Below are 19038 nucleotides of genomic sequence, written 5' to 3'. Positions count from 1 at the left end.
CCCCACCGTACGTGCCGTTCGGCATACGGCGGTTCCTGTCAGCTCGCTCTGTTATTGCCTCTTCGCCTGTTGTAATATAAGCACCCAGCCATACCTTGCGGATTCCGTCCGCTACTTCCGGCTTCAGGCCCTCTTGCGAGGCATCTGCCCAATACAGTCAGAGATTCGGTCTAAAGCAGTATGACAGGTTCGGTCCTTCGTCCACCTCAGGCGGACTACTATACCCTCTGCTGATTTCTGTCCATCCCTCACACCGCCTTCCGGCGACATCAGCCGAGTGAGTGCGCTCTGACGGGCGCACCAATAAAAAGGGGACTCCGCAGTGGAGTCCCCGCCTCTCTTAGTAAGGGTATGGAGAAAATTAAAATCCGAGAGGATTGACGAAAAGCACGATAAGAACGACAACAAGAGCATAAATGGCGAGAGACTCGATCATCGCGAGACCGATAATGAGCGTCGTCGTGATCTTGCCCGATGCGCCGGGGTTTCTTGCGACTCCCTCTGCTGCACCCTTCAGGCCGAGGCCCTGGCCGATGCCGGTCCCGAGGGCGGCGAGGCCGATAGCGAGACCGAGACCGAGGACGATCATGCCGTTATAGCTCGGCTTTGCACCGCCCGCTGCAGCCGCCTCTTCGGCGAATGCCGGAGCGACGAGGGCAAGGGCAAGGAGCGTTACCACCATCAGTGCGAAAAACTTTTTCATCTGCGTCTTCCTCCTTTCTTCGAGAATATGTATATCAGTGCGCTTCCTCGACCGCGCCGGCGAGATACAGACAGGTAAGAAGAATGAAGACGTATGCCTGTATGACGCTGACCAGCACGCCGAGACCGAGAATGACCACCGGGACAATGGCCGGGGCAAGGATAGCGAGGATCACGAGGATCATATGCTTCGCTATCATGTTGCCGAAGAGCCGAACGGAAAGGGTGATGGGCCGCACCAGGTGGCCGATGAGCTCGATAAAGAACATCAGGATCATCAGGGGCAGCGCATACACGGACCTGATCGGCCCGAGGAAATGGTTGAAATATTTTACACCGTGGACTTTTACGCCGTAGTAGTGCGTCGCGAGGAAGACGGGGATCGCCATCGACGCCGTCATATTGATATTGCTCGTCGGCGACTCGAAGCCCGGAATGAGGCCCATGAAGTTGCTGAGGCCGATATACAGCAGCAGCGTGCCGATCAGCGGATAGAACTTGTCGCCCCAGTGGTGGCCGATCGTCGAGTTCGAGAGCGAGAGGGAAAACTCCGCGATGGTCTCCAGAAAGTTCTGAAGCCCTGCCGGGACGAGGCTGATCTTGTTCCTGACGGCGAGCGCCGCCCCGATCAGGATGAGCATGGCGAGCCATGAATAGGAAACATACGGAGGGATGTTCGGCAACAGCATATGCAAAAAGACTGGTGGTTCTGCCACGGCGGTCCTCCTTTTGTTCGGTAATGCAGGAGCCGGTAACAACGGGGCTTTTCCAGCATTAATTCGACTGTATCTGCTATCTTAAATTCAACGAGAATTAAATGTCAATGTTTCGGCAGTTAAGATTTTTTATTGTCGTATAAGCGTTAGTAATCGGCGTTCGAGGGGGGTATCAAAGTCCTTTGAAAAGGGTCTCTGCGGAGAGCAGGAGCATGGAGCCCCGGGCGAGGCCGAGCGCCGCTGCCACCACGTCGCATTTCGACTGGAAGAGGAAGAAGAGGCGCCGGTCACCCTCCGGAGGGACCGCCAGGAGCTGCGGCGGCGTATCCCAGAGGGTCTCGAAGTTGCCCTGCCCCTTGCTGATGACCAGGCGCGCACCGGCAAACGCCCGGTTGAAGCCGAGGGAGGTCATTTCGAGTATGGTGCCGATGCAGTCGGAGCCGTTGTCGATGACCTCCGTGATGCCGGTGAGCCCCGCCTCCCGTGCATCCTCCATCGTCGCGTCGTTCAGCACCGGCGAGCCCTTCGCGACAACGGCAACCCTCTTCCCCGCCTCGAGGAGCGCCTCTATGAGGATCCGGTCGAAGACGATCTCGCCGGCATTATCGAGGAGGTAGAGGATGTCCTCGTGCCGGGCGAGGGCCTCTTTGAACAAGGGATATTCGTCGATCGTAAGAGGATGGTGCAGCGCCCTATCGATCGTCCCGGCGATATCGACAGACGTAAAGATGCCGAAGTCGATGATATTGCCGGCGATCGCGAGCCGGCAGGCGGTCCAGAGGGGGTCGGCGCTCTCCCGCACCCTCGCGCTGAGCTCCGGATACAGGCCCAGGGCGATCCGGTTGTATTCCGCCTTGATCTCCTCGAAGGGGTCCCTGCCGAGTATCTGCCGGATCTTCCGGTGGAGGAACGTCGTCGAATAGGCAGGAGACCGCGAAAAATCGGTCGCCTTGATCTCATCGGCGACCCCCGTCAGCAACGCCTCCTGCAGGGCGGCGTCCTTCGTGCCGAGCCGGGCCGCGATAACGGCCTGTCTATAAAAGCAGGGGAAACAGTCGAGGTGAACCTTCATAAAAATATAAACTCGAAATTCGAATCTCTAAATCCGAAACAGTCTCAACTCTGTTCAGAATTTCGTGCTCGGGATTCAGGACTTCACCTGTTCAGTGCCCTGTCGGCGATATCTTTCCGGTAGTGCATACCGTCAAAGTGGATCTTTTCGACTGCCTCATAGGCCCGGGCCTTCGCTGCCCTGATGTCCCTGCCGGTCGCCGTAACGCCGAGCACCCTGCCGCCGTTCGTGACGATATCGCCGTTGCTGAAGGCCGTTCCCGCATGGAAGACCACGACATCATCGATCTTGCCCGCCTCATCGAGGCCCCTGATGACCTTGCCCTTTTCGTAGCTGCCGGGATAGCCGCCCGAAGCGAGCACGACGCAGACCGAGGCGTCCGGCTTCCACACGACCTCGGTATCGGCCAGCCTCCCGTCGGTCATGGCGAACGAGATGTCCACCAGGTCGGTCTCGAGCCGCGCGAGGATGGGCTGCGTCTCGGGATCGCCCAGCCTGCAATTGAACTCGAGCACCGAGGGTCTGCCGTTGTCGATCATGAGCCCTGCGTAGAGGATTCCCTTATACGGGATGCCTTCTGCCCTGAGCCCGTCGATGGTCGGCTGCATGATCGTCTCCATAACCACGCGCTCGAGCTCGGGGGTCACCACCGGCGCAGGGCTGTAGGCGCCCATGCCGCCGGTATTCGGCCCCTTGTCCTGGTCGAATACCCGTTTATGGTCCTGGGAGCTCACCATAGGGACGATCGTCTTGCCGTCGGTGAAGACCATGAAGGAGGCCTCTTCGCCCCGGAGGCAGCTCTCGACAACGACCCGGTCCCCGGCAGCGCCGAACTCCTTGTGCTTCATGATCCGCTCGAGCGCATCGATCGCCTCGTCCACAGTAGAGGCGACGATGACCCCTTTGCCCGCAGCGAGGCCGTCGGCCTTCACCACGATCGGCGCGCCCTTCAGGCGCACATGGTCCACTGCATGGAGATAGGAGGTGAACACCTTGTATTCCGCGGTCGGTATGCGGTGGCGCTTCATGAACTCCTTCGAGAAGACCTTGCTCGATTCGAGCTGCGCCGCCGCCCTGGTCGGGCCGACGATCCTCCTGCCCTCTTTTTCGAAGGCGTCCACAATGCCCTTCGAGAGCGGGTCCTCGGGACCGACGATGGTGAGGTCGATCCATTCGTACCGGACGAAATTCACCAGCTCGTCGAAGTCGTCGGGGCTGATGTCGATGCACTCGGCTATCTCGGCGATGCCGGCGTTGCCGGGAGCGCAGTATACCTTGTCAACGTGCTTCGACTGCGCCAGCTTCCAGACAAGGGCATGCTCCCTTCCTCCTCCGCCGATAACAAGAACCTTCATAAATCCTCCTTAAAGACCGTCACGCGTTACGGATTACGCGTAACGAGTAACTACACAAAGATCGTAGTGCACAATCTGTAATGAGTAAAGCAGATCCCTGAATTTATTGTTGTAATTCTTAACCCGTCACGCGTTACGGATTACGCGTAACGGTCTTTCAGTGTCTGAAATGCCTCACGCCGGTAATGATCATCGCCATGTCGAATTCGTCCGCCGCAGCGATGACGTCGGGGTCCTTCACCGAGCCGCCCGGCTGCACTACAGCGGTAACCCCCATCTCGTGGAGCACCTCGATGCCATCCCTGAAGGGGAAGAAGCCGTCCGAGGCGGCGACGGACCCCTTGATCGGCTCGCCGGCGTTCATCGCCCCTATCCGCGCCGAGTAGACGCGCTTCGTCTGGCCGATGCCGATGCCTGCGGTCCTGTCCTTGAAGGCATAGACGATCGCATTCGATTTTACATGCTTGCAGACCTTCCACGCAAAGGAGAGCGCCTCGAGCTCATCGTTCGTAGGCTGGCGCCTGGTGACCGCCTTCAGCGCCATCACCTCCTCGGCGGAATAGTCCCATCCCTGGAGGAGCAGGCCCCCGGCGATCCTCTTGATATCCCACGATGCCGCTTTCCGTTTTTCCGGCGAGAGCATCTCGGGAAGCGCGAGCAGCCTGATATTCGGCTTCCTGGCGAAGACCTCGAGCGCCTCTTTCGTGAAGGAGGGCGCGATCACCACCTCGAGGAAGAGCTCCGCCATTTCCTTGGCCGCTGCGCCGTCCACCTCGGTATTGAAGGCGACTACTCCGCCGAAAGCCGAGACAGGGTCGGCTTTTTCGGCCTTTTTGTACGCCTCGGCCACGGTCTCGCCCGTGGCGACGCCGCAGGGGTTGTTATGCTTTATGATGGCGCATACCTTTTTATCGAATTCGAGCGCGAGCATGAGCGCCGAGTGCGCATCGAGATAATTATTGAAGGACATCTCCTTTCCCTGAAGCACCTTTGCATCGGGGAGGGAGAGCCCCGCGGTCCGCTCCTTGTAGATCGCCGCCTTCTGCTGGGGGTTTTCGCCGTACCGCAGATCGGCTACCTTTTTGAGCGAGGTGGTGTAATACGCGGGGAAGGACGGCTCCTTTTCGGTAATGCCGGTGAGATACTCGGCGATGAGCGTGTCGTAGCGGGCAGTATGGCTGAATACCTTCTTTGCGAGGGCGAGCTTCGTTTCCCTGCTCACGCCGCCGTTCGAGGCCCGCATCTCCTCGAGCAGTTTCGGGTAGTCGTCGGGGTCGACGACCACTGCCACGTCCTGGAAGTTCTTCGAGGCGGCCCTGAGCATGGTGGGGCCGCCTATATCGATGTTCTCGATCGCCTCTTCGAAGGTGACGTCCGGCTTGGCGACGGTCTGCTCGAAAGGATAGAGGTTGACGACGACCATATCGATGGTCTGTATGCCGTGCTTCCGTATGTCTTCCATGTCCTTGGGATTGCCCCGGCGGGAAAGGAGGCCGCCGTGGATCTTCGGGTGGAGCGTCTTCAACCGGCCGTCGAGCATTTCGGGGAACCCCGTGTAGTCCGACACCTCTATGACCGGCACGCCGGCATCGCGGAGGGACTTGGCGGTGCCGCCTGTCGAGAGGATCTCGACCCCCCTCGCCGACAACTCCTGTGCGAACGCGACCACGCCGCGTTTATCCGATACGCTCATCAGCGCCCTCTTGATCATACCCGTTCCTCCTTAATACGCAATAATTATCTTATAATGATCACCCGACATTGTATCACACCGCCCCCTTCTCCTTGAGGCTCACGTACCGGCCGTCTCCGATGATCACGTGGTCGAGCACCCCGATGCCGATAATTTCTCCCGCGCCTTTCAGGCGCTCGGTCACCTGGAGGTCGTCCCGGCTCGGCGCAGGGTCGCCGCTGGGATGGTTGTGCACGAAGATCACCGCTGCCGCGGACTCCTTTATCGCCTCGCGGAAGGCCTCCCGGGGATGAATGAGCGAATTGGTGAGGGTGCCTTCCGATATCTTGCACTCCCGCAGGAGGCGGTTCTTCGTATCCAGGAGCAGCGCGATCAGCAGCTCTTTCCTCACGCTCCTGAAGCGCGGGGCGAAATACGTGTAGACGGCGTGGCTGGAGGAGAAGACCGGTTTCCCTTCGAACGACCCGCTCATGAGACGCTTGCCGAGCTCGAAGGCTGCCTTGATCTGGGCTATCTTGGCGGTCCCGAGCCCCTTGAGCGAGGCGAGCTCGGTAGTGGAAGCGCTGTCGATCGCGCGGAGGTCCCGGAACGTCTCGAGCAGCGTCCGCGAGAGGTCCATGACCCCCTTGCCGTTGCCGCCGGTCCTCAGGATGATGGCGAGCAGCTGGGCGTCGGAGAGGTGCTCGGCGCCGTACTTCACGAGCCTCTCGCGGGGCCGCTCGTTTTCGGGCCAGTCCCTGACTTTCCGCTGATTCAGTCCCGCCATGCTGCTCCACCTCCTTCCTTTTCCTTGAACAGAAACTATACCACAGCGCTTTTCGAAAAGGAAATATCGGAGCTGTCGCAAGGAGATAGGAGGAGACAGGGAGGTTACACGGGTATCTCTTTCCAGGGGAGGGTAAAGGAGAAGACCGCGCCCTTTCCGGGCTCGCCCTCGGCCCATATCTGGCCGCCGTGGCGATTGATGATGCGCTTGACGATCGAGAGCCCGATGCCGGTGCCCTCGAACCCCTCCTCGGCATGCACCCGCTGAAAGACATCGAAGAGCCTGGCTGCATGGCGCATATCGAAGCCGACGCCGTTGTCCTTGATGAAGTAGAGGACCGTATTCCCCTCCAGCAGGCTGCCTATCTCGATCTCGGCGACCTCCCGCGTCCTGGTGAACTTGAAGGCGTTCGAAATGAGGTTCACCACCACCTGCCTCATCAGCGCGGGGTCGGCGAAGAGGGGAAGCAGCGCTCCGGTCTTCAACCGCACCGTCCTCTTCGGCTCCAATGCCTTGACCTCATCGAAGACCTCCCGCACCATCGCCTCCATATCGATCTCGCTCCGGGTCAGCTGCTTGCGGCCCGAACGGGAAAAAGCGAGGAGGTCGTCGATGAGCGCTTCCATCTTGCCCACATTGGCCTGTATAACCTGCAGCACCTCTCTTCCCTGCTCATCGAGCGCTCCCGCGTACCGCTTGAGCAGCCTGCGGGCATAGCCCCCGATCACGATGAGCGGCACCCGCAGATCGTGCGACACGGAGTAGCTGAAGGCGTCGAGCTCCCTGTTCGCATCGACCAGCTCCGCAACCCGCTGCTGGAGCTCGGCATTGAGCTTCCTGATCTCCTCCTCGGTCCGCTTGCGCTCGGTAATGTCGCGGGAGATGTTGATGATGAAGGATTCGCCTCCCCGCTCTATCAGCTCCGCGGACCGGAGCATGGTGCGGACCTCTCCGTTCTTCATCCGGAACTTGACCTCATGGTCCCTCAGCTTTCCCTGCTCCCTCAGTATCCTGACCACCTCGGCGCGCTCGGCAGGATTGACCCAGAGCTTCAGCTCCGCCGAGGTCTTGCCGATGACCTCTTCCCGGCGGTAGCCGGTGATGCGGAGGAAGGCCTCGTTCACATCGATGAGGCGGCCGTCCTCGAGCGTGCTGATGGCGATCCAGTCGGGACTCGAATGAAAGACGGTCGAGAACTTCTCTTCCGACTGCCGCAGCGCCTCGACCTCCCGCCTCCGCTCCGTCACATCGCGCATGATCCCCTGGTATCCCAGGATCGCACCGTCCTGCGTGCGGCGCAGCGAGGAGGTCATGAGGCAGTAGAGCTCCGTGCCGTCCTTTCTCTTGAACCGCATTTCGTAGTCCTTGACGGAGCCCGTCCGCTCTATCTCCTGCTGAAACCATTCCCGGTCCTTTGGATCAACATACAGCTCGCGGATATCCCTTCCGATCAGCTCCTCCCTGGAGTACCCGAAAAGCTCGAGGCCAGCCCGGTTCATGTCGATAACCTCTCCCTCACGGGAGGTGACATAGACGGCATCGCGGGAATCCTCGAAAAGGGTGCGGTACCGTATCTCGCTCTGCTGGACGATGCCTTTTATGCGCGCGCACTCCGCCTCGAGCTCCATGATGCGCCGGCGGAGCTGCTCGGACTCGGACGGAAGCTCTTCGATTCTCTCTCTTTCCGTTATGCCCATGGTTCACTATTATTATATACTGTATAAAAACGGGCCGCTACAGCGCAGCGTGCAGCGAATACCTGCCGCGCCGGAAGCCGGAAGAAGGAGCGCACAGCCGGGACGTGCCGTAAACGTGGTATACTGCCTTAAGAGAGGCCTGTCGCCTCTGGATACTTGTTTGCGAGGAGCTCTTGGTATGGAAGTGCCGAGAAAGACCGTCGATGAGCTGAAGGCCTTGATGGACCGGAACGAGCAGGTCACGATCATCGATGTGCGCCAGCCCGCCGCTTACCGCACCAGCCCCTGGAAAATAAAGGGCGCGGTCTACGTCGACCCTGATGACGAGCAGGCGCTCATGGCCGCGGTGGGCTCGCTGGATAAAAGCGCGCCGATCGTCGTCTATTGAACGTGAAAAGACGAGCATACCAGCGCCCGTGCGGCAGGCAGGCTTATCGAGAAGGGTTTTACCAACACAGCCGCCCTCAAAGGCGGCTACGGCGAGTGGCGTAAGGCGGACTATCCGCTCGAAGCCACGGGGAACCGGTAGATCCCGGTCTACTTCACCCGGGCGCCCTGCTTCACGTCCCGGTCGAGGCCGAGTATCGAGAGCGTGCCCTCGTCATCCGTTGCAGCCAGGAGCATCCCCTGCGACTCTATACCCATCAGCTTCGCGGGCCTGAGGTTCGCCACGACGACGATCTTCTTGCCGATGAGGTATGCGGGGTCGTATGCCTTGCCGATGCCCGCCACGACCTGGCGCTCCTCGCCGGTATCGACCTTCATCCTGATCAGCTTCTCCGACTTCTCGACCCGCTCGGCGCTGACGACGAGGCCGACCTTCAACTGGACCTTCGCAAAGTCCTCTATGCCTATCAACTCGACAACACCCTGTTCGGTCATCGCAGGCTTCTCCTTTTTCTTCTCTGCCTTCGGGGCCTTCTCTGCTATCGTCTTTTCCGGTTTTTCGATTCTCGGGAAGAGCTGCTCTCCCTTGGCGACCTTCACCGCGTATGGCGGCCTCCATGCCCACTCGAAAACTCCCCTGACGCTTTCTTCTCCGCCGCTTTGCCTTACCTCTTCGACCAGCGACTTCAGGCCGAGCTGCTGCCACATCTTTTCAGCCGTCGCAGGCATGAAGGGATACAGCGAAAGAGCGGTCAGCCGCAGCGCGTTCCAGAGATCGGATATCACCTGCTTCAGTTCTTCAGAATCACTCTTGGCGAGCTTCCACGGCTCTTTCCGGGCGATATAGTTGTTCGCCTCCCCGATCATACTCCAGATGTTCTCGAGGATATGATAGAACTGCAGGCGCGACCAGAGCTCCTGCTCATGCGCTTTACGGTTCGCATCGATGCAGACTTTTCCGAAGTCGTTCACTTGATTGCTGACGATTACTTCGATGTCGCCGCTGAAATACTTTTCCGCCATAGTGAGAAACCTGCTCAGGAGATTGCCGAGGTCATTGGCGAGGTCGGTGTTGATGCGGCGGATGAGGGCCTCTTCCGAGAAATCGCCGTCGAGGCCGAAAGTCACCTCCCGGAAAAGAAAATACCGGAAGGCATCCACGCCGTATTTGTCCGCCATCGCATTGGGATCGACCACATTTCCTACGGACTTGGACATCTTCTTCCCCTCGACGGTCCACCAGCCGTGCGCGAAGATGGCGCCCGGCAAGGGGAGCTCCAGGGCCATGAGCATGGCCGACCAGTAGACGGCGTGCGTCGTGAGGATGTCCTTCCCGATGAGGTGGTGGTCAGCAGGCCACCACGCCACCCCCCGGGGGGCGAGATACTCCGTAGCGGAATAGTAATTTACCAGCGCATCGAACCAGACATAGGTGACGAAGCTGCCGTCGAAGGGAAGCGGAATGCCCCAGGCGAGCCGCGCCTTCGGCCGCGAGATGCAGAGGTCGCCCAGAGGATTATGCCGCAGGAAGCCGAGCACCTCGTTCCTGCGGGTCTCGGGAAGAATATATTCGGGATTGTCCTCGATATGCTTTACCAGCCGGTCCTGGTATTTGGACATGAGGAAAAAATAGTTCTCCTCGTGGATATGCTCGACCGGCCTGCCGCAGTCGGGGCAGTTGCCTTCGACGAGATCTTTTTCGGTCCAGAACCGCTCGTCGGGGACACAGTACCATCCCGAATACCCGCGCTTCTCTATTTCGCCGGTATCGAAGAGCTTCTGCATGAGGCCCTGCACGGTCCTGACGTGCTCCGGATCGGTAGTGCGTATGAAGGCGTCGTTCGAGATATTCAGCGTGGCCCAGAGGTCCTTGAAGTTGGGGACCATGCTGTCGGCATGCTCTTTGGGCGTTTTGCCCCGGTCCTTTGCCGCTTTCTCGACCTTCTGCCCGTGCTCATCCGTTCCGGTGAGGAAGAAGACGGCATCGCCCCTCAGGCGATGATACCGTGCGAGGACATCGGCGGCAATGGTGGTATAGGCGTGCCCTATGTGCGGGATATCATTGACGTAGTAGATCGGCGTCGTAACATAATACTTCCCGCTGCTCATCGCCTGAACCGCTTCCTTTTGTGCCGGCCAGGCCGCCGCTTCTCCTGCTGCTCCGGCGCCCGCTCAGCTGATGCGGGAGCAGCCTCGGTAGGGACGAGCGCTTCCGGGGCCGCTTCCCTTATCGGCTCCCTGCGCGCCGGTTTTGTCTCCCGGGGATGCATTCTCCGGGGGTGCTCTCTCCGGGCAGGCGTCGCCGTAATCTTTTCTTCGATCACCTCGATCGGGATATCGTCCCCGCCGATCGGGATATCGTCATCCGAAGCGATGTTCCCCAGGTCGCCGTCGTACTCATAACGGAGACAGCACATCAGCCTGCTGCAGAGTCCCGAAAGCTTGCCGACGTTGAGGACCAGCTCCTGCTTCTTCGCCATCTTTATCGAGACCGGGTCGAAGGTGGCGAGGAAGGTGTTGCAGCAGAGCTCCCTGCCGCAGATCCCGATGCCCCCCACGATCTTCGCCTCGTCCCGGACGCCGATCTGCCGCATCTCGATCCTCGTCTTGAACTTCGCCGCCAGGTCCTTCACCAGTTCCCTGAAGTCGATTCTCCCGTCGGCGGTGAAGTAAAAGACGATCCGTTTACGGTCGAGGGTCGCCTCGGCGCCGACCAGCTTCATCGGCAGCCCCCGCGCCATGATACGCTCCAGGCAGAAGGCCCGCGCATCCCTCTCGATCCTCTTATTATCCTCTCTGGCTTTGAAATCCTCCTCGGAGGCCCGCCTGATCACCTTCTTCAGCTCCCGCTCGGATGCCCCGACCGTACGCCGCGGCCGTACCACCGTCCCGATGCTGAGGCCGAAATCGGACTCGACGATGACGGGGTCGCCTTCTTTCACGTCGAGCGGATCGACCTCGAAGTCATAGATCTTCCCGCAGCGTCTGAACCTTACTCCCACGACATCCGGCATGTATCCTCCATGCATGCGCAGCGCTCTCCACCTTTGGCTGGGAGGCGCCGTCTCACGATGAGCTGCGCGCCAGCAACGGCCTCACGATCTGCGCCGCATAATTCCATGATATTGATTTGTTGAGATTAAAATCAAGAAGCCCGCGCAGCCGCTGCAGATGCCGGTAGGCCTCGAAGACCGCCCCGATATCCGTCTGCCGGGAAAGCCGGTAGCGGCTGCTGCCGTAGAGGAGATCCTCTTCCCGGCCCGTTATCCGCTCCACCGCCATATCCCTGAGAAAGACCGATGACAGGTCGAGCCACGTCTTCATTTCATTCCTGTCGGCCCAGGCCTCTTTCGATCCGCCGCGCAGCAGGGCGTCGAGGAGGTTCATGAACCACTCCCGCTCTTCTTCCAGGTCCCCCGAGAGCGCCAGCCCCGGCCTTCCCATCGAGAGTCTCACCGCCAGAGCTTCAGCCTCCTTCCCCGTCGTTCCGGCGATCACCCTTTTGACTCCCTCGAGCGGCAGGGGATAGAAACGGACCTGGGTACAGCGCGATTTTATGGTATCCGGAAGCCTGTCGGGATTGGGCGAGAGGAGCAGGATGAGGCTCTCCTCGGGCGGCTCCTCGAGCGTCTTGAGAAAGGCATTGGCGGCATTGCTGTTCATCAGGTCGGCATCGTCGATGATGACCACCTTTTTCCGGGCCTCGTAAGGCTTCAGAAAGAGCGCTTCCTCGATCGTCCGCACCGTCTCGATCTTGATCTCCTCGCCTTCGGGCAGGAGCACGGTCACGTCGGGGTGAATGCCTGCTTCGATCTTCCTGCAGGAGAGGCAGGCATCACAGCAGTCCCCTTCGGCCGGCTGCAGGCAGTTGACCGCCTTCGCGTAGGTGATGGCCGCGAGCTTCTTGCCGACCCCTCCGTCGCCCGAGATGAGCATGGCCGACGGGACCCTTTCTCTCCGCAGCGTGCCGAGCAGTATCCTTACCCCGCGTTCCTGTCCTATGATATGCCTGAGCGCCATATTAAAAATCCAAAATAGAGGAACTCCTCAGTTTCTCATTCCTGATTTTGATCTCTTAATTTGGTTTGCACTATTTCCCATACCCGCTCCGCGACCGCCTCGGGCGGAAGGGAGGCATCGACCACTTTCACTCTGCCGGGTTCGGCACGGGCGATCTCCAGAAATCCCTCGCGCACCCTGCGATGGAACTCGATCGTCTCGAGCTCGAGCCGGTCCACCTTGTTGATATCCCGGTTCCTTCTGAGGCCGGTCTCGACATCGAGATCGAAGAGGATCGTAAGCTCAGGCCTGGTCCCTCCTGTCGCTATGCCATCGAGAGACGTGATCAGCGTCAGGTCGATCCCCCGCGCATAGCCCTGGTAGGCGACAGTGGAATCGGCAAACCGGTCGGTGATGACCGCGTCTCCCCTCTCGAGGGCAGGCAGGATGAGCTCGGCGAGGTGCTGCGCCCGCGCGGCGTTGTACAGGAGCAGCTCGGTGGTGGAAGACATCTCCCTGTGCTCGGGAAGAAGCAGGATCTCCCGTACGCGGTCGCCGATGACCGTTCCGCCGGGCTCGTGGGTAAGGACCGTGCGGTGCCCCCGGGCGGAAAGGCGCGCGGAGAGGAGCTGCGCCTGCGTCGTCTTGCCGGTCCCCTCGATGCCCTCAAAGGAGATGAATAAGCCCGTGCTCCTCGCCACTACGCTGCGTCCTCTTTCAGGCGCATCAGCAGTTGAAAGATCCTCGTCGTCTCCTCGATGCTGCGGGATCCGGTGCCGCACGAAGGGGTCAGGAGCAGGCGGCTCGCGACCAGCTCGGGGGAAACACTGCGGCCCAGCTTCCCGATATGCTCCTTTATGCGCGACGCCAGCTGCGCATCGTCGATGCTGCCGATCGCATCGGACGTGGGGACCATGCCCCACGCGAGGTATCCTCCGCCCTCGAGGAACTGCTTGACCTCGTCATGGTACAGGGCGAGGGAGTCGAAGTATTCGAAGGCGTCGAAGTTGACGATCCCGGCGCCGCTCCTGAGGACCATCGGCCAATCGGCCCTCCCGCAGCAGTGGATGCCGGGGATGCCTCCCGCCTCTTCGACCGCACTGATGCTGTCTTTCAACAGGCGCTCCGCTTCTCCTGCATCGACCCCGAGGTACGAGGAGCTCCCCAGCGCCGAAAGGATCGGCTCGTCGATAAAGATGACCACGCCGTCGGCGTGCTGCTTCAGCATGTCCACCTGCCAGCGGATCTTCGCCTTGAGCAGCATGGACGAGACCTCCCGCAGCTCCTCGTCGAAAAAGACATACCGTCCGTAATTATCCTTGAGCCCGAGCGTATAGGTCACCGGTCCGGTGACATGGCCCTTGAGCAGGGGGAACCTCCTGCCCCTGATCATCTTCAGGAAGGCGTGGAGCCCTGCGGCATAATCTTCCGATATGGCGATCCGGGCCATATCGGAGCAGGATTCATAGAACCGTTCGAGCTCATCGCTCGAGTCGCGCATGACCCAGGCGACCTGGTCCTGCTCGTTGATCCGGAGATAGGGCATGCCCTCGGAATACTGGACGATCATCGACTCATGAAACGAGAGACGGGGCAGCTGGGGCCAGAAGGGTATATCGAAGGATCTGAGCACGAGCTCGCAGGCATCTTCTGCTCGCGTATGGGGCAGGCTGCCTATTCCGGTTGTCGAGAACGGTGGTATGGAGAAAGACATTTTTTATTATAGCAAATGCCCGTAACAAAAGGGCAAAATACGCGGTACCGGAAACCGCTGCGGGTACGGCAGAGGAGCGGTCCGCCCCCCACGCTATAGAACGCGCGTCGGCTAGTCGCTCAGCTTCTTGAGGGCCTCGGGGAGCTGGGTCATGAAATCGGGATGCACTCTTCCGAGGAAGAGCTTCAGCCCGCGCACTTCGAGCTTGAGATCGTCCAGCTCGGCCAGCGATGCTTCGAGGGTGCTGATCTTGTCGGTCAGGGTCTTCACCTCTTGCTCCAGCAGCGTCATCTTCTCCTGCAAGATAATGATATCCTTCATGGACGGTTCCCCTTATCTCCGTTGCGACCGCGTCAGCCTGCGGAGCTTTTTGTGCTTGTGTTTACGCATTTTCTTCTTGCGCCATTTCACGACACTGCCCACACCATCACCTCCTTTTCCGGGAATATAAGTTAAAAATGAGAACTGAGGAGTAGGAAGTGAAGACAGGAGCCAGAATAAAAGAACTCCCCTAAGCTCCCCCTTCTTCTTACTTCTTACTTCTTACTTCTTACTTCTTACTTCTTACTTCTTACTTGTCCTTATCCGTCCCGACCGTCTCCATGAATGCCTCGATATGGAGCGCCACGGCCGGTGATTCCGTACCATCGTAAGGGATACTGATGCAGGGTATCCCGTAATCCCTCGTGATCGCCTTCAGGAGCGCTGCGACGATGGTGCCGGGCATGCATCCGAACGGCATCGCGCTGATGATTCCCGCTGCCCCGCGCTCGATGAGATCGACCGCCTTGCCGATGCTCAGGACCGTCTCGCCCTCGAACGAATCATGGACGTAGGGCGCCGCCTTCTTCAGTATCTCTCCTGTTTCAGGCTCCTTCAGAGTCTTGAGGAACCCCTTGAAGGCGCTGCCGTACCGGTGCTCGATACGCTTCTGGAAGAACCGTTTCAGGAGAATATTCATCATATCAGACCTGCGCCTTTTAATCAAGGCTTTGCGCAGCGACATCGTATTGACATAGTAGACCCACTCCTCGATGGGCGCGAGCCAGACTTCGCCGCCCAGTGCCTCTATCTTCCGCACCAGGTCTTCGTTCGAAAACTGGTGTGTCCGGACGAAGATCTCGCCGATGATGCCGATGAGCGATCTCTGCTCCCGGCGGCGGGGGATCGCCTCGAAGCCGTCGCGCATGTCCCTGAGGAGACGTTCCATGGCCCCGTTCCTGCTCTGGAGCGCACGGGAGATCCGTTCGTGATACTGCCGGTACAACGCCTCGGCGTCGCCGGCGGAGCGCTCATAGGGCCTCGTTTCGTGGAGACACTTGGTCAGCAGCTCGTAGGCGATGATGCCCTTCCAGGCCGCCATCGAAAAGTCGCTCCCGGCGATACCCAGATCGCGGTAGAAGCCCACGTCCTGGTTCGGAGCAAAGATGGGGACGCCGCCGAGACCGAGCTTCTCGAGGATCATCTTATGGGAGATGTTGTACTGCCCGAACCTGCAGGGCCCTGTACCGGAAGGCATGAAAAACGCCGACTGCTCGGGTCTGAAATCAGGAGCAAGGGCCTTCTTGAGCATATCCCCGGCCGTCACCAGATAGGGGAAGCACTCCTTTCCGGACACATACCGCCTGCCGATATCGACGGATTCCTTATCAGAGGGGGGCAGGACCTCCGCACGCACCCCGCAGCAGGTAAAAGCTGCCTTGAGTGCAAAGGCATGGTCGGCCATGTGGGGGATGAAGACGGTACGCCCTTCGAGATCGGACGAGCGGAGGACCGCCTGGGGAGCGCCGCCTTCTTCCGCGCTCACGTGTTTCCGCGCCCCGCTGCTTTCGCGCCGCTGCGCTCGCTGCGGGCCGTTCTGCTGCTCGATGCTGTCGAGAAACGCCTCGCATCGGGTAATGGCGCCTGCGTCGGCGCTGTGCTCGTCGATCTCTATGTGGAGGAAAGGCTTGCTCCGCATCTCTTCCTTGAAATACTTCAGGATAAAGGAATCGGGCCCGCACGAGAAGTTGCCGATATAAATGGCATGCAGATTCGGCGTCGTGTTGATAAGACGCGCCGCCTTCAGGATCCGCTGCCCCGACCGCCAGTACATGTTCGGCCATGACCGGGAGATCGATACGGATTCGAGGGGGAGCATATCCATGGGAAGAGAAAGCACCTCGATGGTCGAGAGCTTTTTCGGGATCTCGAGGTTGACGCTCGGGTCAAAGGCATTATACGCCCTGCCGACGATCACCACCGCCCTCATCCCCCCTGCCGCGAGGTCGGCGAGCACTTCCCTTCCCTTTTCCTTGACAGCCTTCGTGAAGCGCTCCTGCGATGCCGCGGCAGCAGGAAGCGCCCGCTCGACATCGCTCTTCCTGATCCCGTAGCGGCCGAGCGCGGCGGCGACCTCCCCCACCAAATGCTGCTGCCCGCGGCCGCTGTCCACGACCGGTGTCAGGGCCCGTACTCCCTTGATGGCAGCCTTCGAGACATAGGGGATCGTCTGGGTATGCGGGCATGCGAGGCCGCGCGGGCAGTCGCTTCCGCCCGGGCCAGCCTGGCCGATATCGATGAAGCTCGGGAGGAGCACGGCATCGATGCCGGTGTCGACGAGATACTTGATATGCCCATGCGCGACCTTCACGGGGAAACATGCTTCGGAAAGGACATTTTCGAGGCCGAGGGTGATGATCTGCTTGTTCGTCTTCGGAGAGACGACGACATCGAACCCGAGCTCCCAGAGGAGCGTCGACCAGAACGGCAGGTAGTCGTGGAGATAAAAAATATAGGGGATACCGATCGTTCCCCGCGAGGCGTGCCGCTTCACACGCCCTGCGGCAGCCTCCGCAGGATCGGCTTCGCCCGTCGCCACCGAGAGCTCATTGAGGTAGTGCTCATGGTCTTTCCAGAGCATCTCCTCCCTGAACGAGAAGAGGTCGGGAAGCGACGAGCGCCGGGCGCGGCGGAGGTCGTACTTTTCGCACCGGCCGCCGTAGAAAAGATGTCCGTCCTCTCCCTGCATCTTGATCTTGTTGATCTCACAGACGTTCGAACAGCCCTTGCACGCGAAGGAGCTGACCTCGTAACCCCGCTGCGATAAGGCGAAGCCCTTGAACATCGTGGCGCACGACGCATCGCGGCTTTGCATATATCGCAGAGCGATAAGGGCCATGCCTATGGCGCCGGTGACGTCATGATGGGGAGGGACGATCACCTCTTTGCCGAGATACCGCTCGAACGCAGCCACCACCGCCTTATTGAAGGCGACCCCGCCCTGGAAAAATACGGTCCTGCCGATCGGCTTGCCGGCAACGACGCGGTTCACATAGTTCTGGACAATGGAGTAGGCGAGGCCGGCGACAAGATTGTCCTTGTCGGCGCCCCTCTGGAGGCTCGCCATCAGGGAGTTCTCCATGAAGACGGTGCAGCGTTCACCGAGCCTGCAAGGGCTCTTCGACCGGAAGGAGCGCGCGGCGAACTCCCCCTTTACCGAGATATCGAGCTTCTCGGCCTGCTCCTCGATGAACGAGCCGGTGCCCGCGGCACAGGCCTTGTTCATCTCGAAGTCTATGATAATGCCGTCCCGGAGAGAGATATATTTCGAGTCCTGTCCCCCGATCTCGAGGATCGTGTCGACCTCGGGATTGATGAAGATCGCTGCTGCGGCCTGGGCCGTGATCTCGTTCTTCACGATATCGGCGCCGACATAATCGGCGATCATGTACCTGCCCGACCCAGTGGTCCCGACGCCCCGGATCTCGACGGTATCGCCGAGCTCTCCCTGGATCTCGGCCAGGCCCTGCCGCACCGCGTCGATAGGCCGGCCCGCGGTCATGAGATACCGCTTTGCGAGGAGCGTGCCGCTCTCGTCGATCACTGCAAGATTGGTGCTGATCGAGCCGATATCGATGCCGAGATACGCGGTGACCGGCGGCGCGTGATCGCTGCCGCCTGCCGGCGCCTCCTTGCCGCCCGGCCTCCCGCTGAACGAGGGGCATGCTGCGGAGCCGCCCAGGTGGCGCTCGGGGAAGTCATCCTCCTGACCGAACAGCGGCGCGTGTCCCCTTTCATCATAAGACGTAGTACGGAGATATTCCTCCAGTGTCTCGATGGAGAAGGCGGTGAACAGCCCCTCGTCCCTGTCCCTCATCGCAGCGCCGAGGGCGCCCATGAGGGCGAAATCGTCGGGAATGAAGAGCTCGTCGAGCTCGAAGACCTCCTTGAAGGCCCGCACCATGCCCTTGTTGGCCGCCACCCCGCCCTGGAAGGCGACCGGGGGCACGATGTCACGGCCCCGGGCGATGGTTCCCTTGAAGTTCCGCGCTACGGCAAAGCAGAGCCCTGCCACGATATCCTCGACGGGCGTGGCGATCTGCTGCAGGTGTATCATGTCCGACTTGGCGAAGACGCTGCAGCGGCCTGCTACCTTGGAGGGCCGCCGCGACTGCACGGCGAGCGCGCTGAACTCTTCGATGCCCAGCCGGAGCCGCTCCGCCTGCTGCTCCAGGAAGGAGCCGGTGCCGGCGGCGCAGAGCGAATTCATCGAGAAGTCCCGTATCCTCCCCTCGTCGAGGAGAATCAGCTTCGAGTCCTCGCCGCCCATCTCGATGATGGTCCTGATGCGGGGATAGAGCTTTCGGACCGAATAGGACTGCGCGACGACCTCGTTGACCGGCTTGATCTTCAGCGCAGCGGCAATGACCCGGGAGGCGGAGCCGGTCAGGGAGAGCCCGCTTTCGGGGTAAGCGTCCTTTATTTCACGAAGGAGGTCGAGCGCTGCGTTGACCGGGTGTCCGTAATGCCGTACATAGCGCCCCTTTACCTTGGCGCCCTCTTTGTCGAGCACCGCAACCTTCACACTCACCGAACCTGCGTCAAGACCGACGAAATGCATCATCCCACCTCATCATCACTGGCGTAAAAGGCTTGTCTGTATGTCAAAGGCAACG

General features: G+C 60.2%; 16 protein-coding genes. 1 reads left to right on the top strand and 15 read right to left on the bottom strand.

All coding sequences use genetic code 11. From position 1 onward, the window contains the following. Positions 1–361: 361 nt before the first annotated feature. The 7 genes from atpE to AB1805_11295 form a co-directional block, all read right to left on the bottom strand. Entirely contained in the window at positions 362–703 is a 342-nt protein-coding gene (atpE, locus tag AB1805_11325; GenBank protein MEW5746012.1) for an ATP synthase F0 subunit C, read from the bottom strand. A 34-nt stretch (positions 704–737) separates the two neighbouring features. Further along, complete coding sequence (gene atpB, locus AB1805_11320) at positions 738–1418, bottom strand: F0F1 ATP synthase subunit A (protein MEW5746011.1); 681 nt, start codon at positions 1416–1418, stop codon at positions 738–740. Positions 1419–1590: 172 nt separating this feature from the next. Further along, positions 1591–2490, bottom strand: coding sequence for an ARMT1-like domain-containing protein (locus tag AB1805_11315; GenBank protein ID MEW5746010.1), 900 nt, complete (start codon positions 2488–2490; stop codon positions 1591–1593). A gap of 83 nt (positions 2491–2573) precedes the next feature. Continuing rightward, positions 2574–3845 (bottom strand): phosphoribosylamine--glycine ligase, encoded by a 1272-nt coding sequence (gene purD / locus AB1805_11310; GenBank protein MEW5746009.1) that lies wholly within the window; start codon positions 3843–3845, stop codon positions 2574–2576. Between the two features lie 157 nt (positions 3846–4002). Next, complete coding sequence (purH, locus tag AB1805_11305; GenBank protein ID MEW5746008.1) at positions 4003–5556, bottom strand: bifunctional phosphoribosylaminoimidazolecarboxamide formyltransferase/IMP cyclohydrolase; 1554 nt, start codon at positions 5554–5556, stop codon at positions 4003–4005. Positions 5557–5611: 55 nt separating this feature from the next. After that, positions 5612–6304, bottom strand: coding sequence for a DNA repair protein RadC (gene radC / locus AB1805_11300; protein ID MEW5746007.1), 693 nt, complete (start codon positions 6302–6304; stop codon positions 5612–5614). A gap of 104 nt (positions 6305–6408) precedes the next feature. Then, entirely contained in the window at positions 6409–8001 is a 1593-nt protein-coding gene (locus AB1805_11295) for a PAS domain S-box protein (GenBank protein ID MEW5746006.1), read from the bottom strand. Positions 8002–8179: 178 nt separating this feature from the next. Here AB1805_11295 and AB1805_11290 point away from each other — a divergent pair, with 178 nt between their 5' ends. Further along, a complete protein-coding gene (locus tag AB1805_11290) occupies positions 8180–8389 on the top strand; it encodes a rhodanese-like domain-containing protein (protein MEW5746005.1) in 210 nt (69 codons plus the stop codon). Positions 8390–8538: 149 nt separating this feature from the next. Here AB1805_11290 and metG read toward each other — a convergent pair whose 3' ends face one another. From metG to AB1805_11250, 8 genes are all read right to left on the bottom strand, one after another. Further along, positions 8539–10497, bottom strand: a complete 1959-nt coding sequence (gene metG, locus AB1805_11285) for a methionine--tRNA ligase (protein MEW5746004.1) — start codon at positions 10495–10497, stop codon at positions 8539–8541. Next, positions 10494–11402, bottom strand: coding sequence for a stage 0 sporulation family protein (locus AB1805_11280; GenBank protein MEW5746003.1), 909 nt, complete (start codon positions 11400–11402; stop codon positions 10494–10496). The genes metG and AB1805_11280 overlap by 4 nt, the downstream gene beginning before the upstream one ends. A 52-nt stretch (positions 11403–11454) precedes the next feature. Continuing rightward, positions 11455–12408, bottom strand: coding sequence for a DNA polymerase III subunit delta' (gene holB / locus AB1805_11275; protein MEW5746002.1), 954 nt, complete (start codon positions 12406–12408; stop codon positions 11455–11457). A gap of 35 nt (positions 12409–12443) precedes the next feature. Then, a complete protein-coding gene (tmk, locus tag AB1805_11270; GenBank protein ID MEW5746001.1) occupies positions 12444–13088 on the bottom strand; it encodes a dTMP kinase in 645 nt (214 codons plus the stop codon). Next, on the bottom strand, positions 13088–14020 hold the full coding sequence (locus AB1805_11265; GenBank protein MEW5746000.1) for a hypothetical protein: 933 nt from the start codon (positions 14018–14020) through the stop codon (positions 13088–13090). The genes tmk and AB1805_11265 overlap by 1 nt, the downstream gene beginning before the upstream one ends. Positions 14021–14212: 192 nt before the next feature. After that, positions 14213–14422, bottom strand: a complete 210-nt coding sequence (locus AB1805_11260; GenBank protein ID MEW5745999.1) for a hypothetical protein — start codon at positions 14420–14422, stop codon at positions 14213–14215. A gap of 12 nt (positions 14423–14434) precedes the next feature. Further along, entirely contained in the window at positions 14435–14524 is a 90-nt protein-coding gene (locus AB1805_11255; protein MEW5745998.1) for an AURKAIP1/COX24 domain-containing protein, read from the bottom strand. Positions 14525–14672: 148 nt separating this feature from the next. Then, positions 14673–18986: an acyl-CoA dehydratase activase gene (locus tag AB1805_11250; protein MEW5745997.1), complete on the bottom strand. Its 4314-nt coding sequence runs from the start codon at positions 18984–18986 to the stop codon at positions 14673–14675. Between the last annotated feature and the right edge of the window lie 52 nt (positions 18987–19038).

It is taken from the genome of Nitrospirota bacterium, assembly GCA_040752355.1.
Lineage (GTDB): Bacteria > Nitrospirota > Thermodesulfovibrionia > Thermodesulfovibrionales > Dissulfurispiraceae > JBFMCP01.
This window is presented reverse-complemented; position numbering and strand designations above follow the sequence as displayed.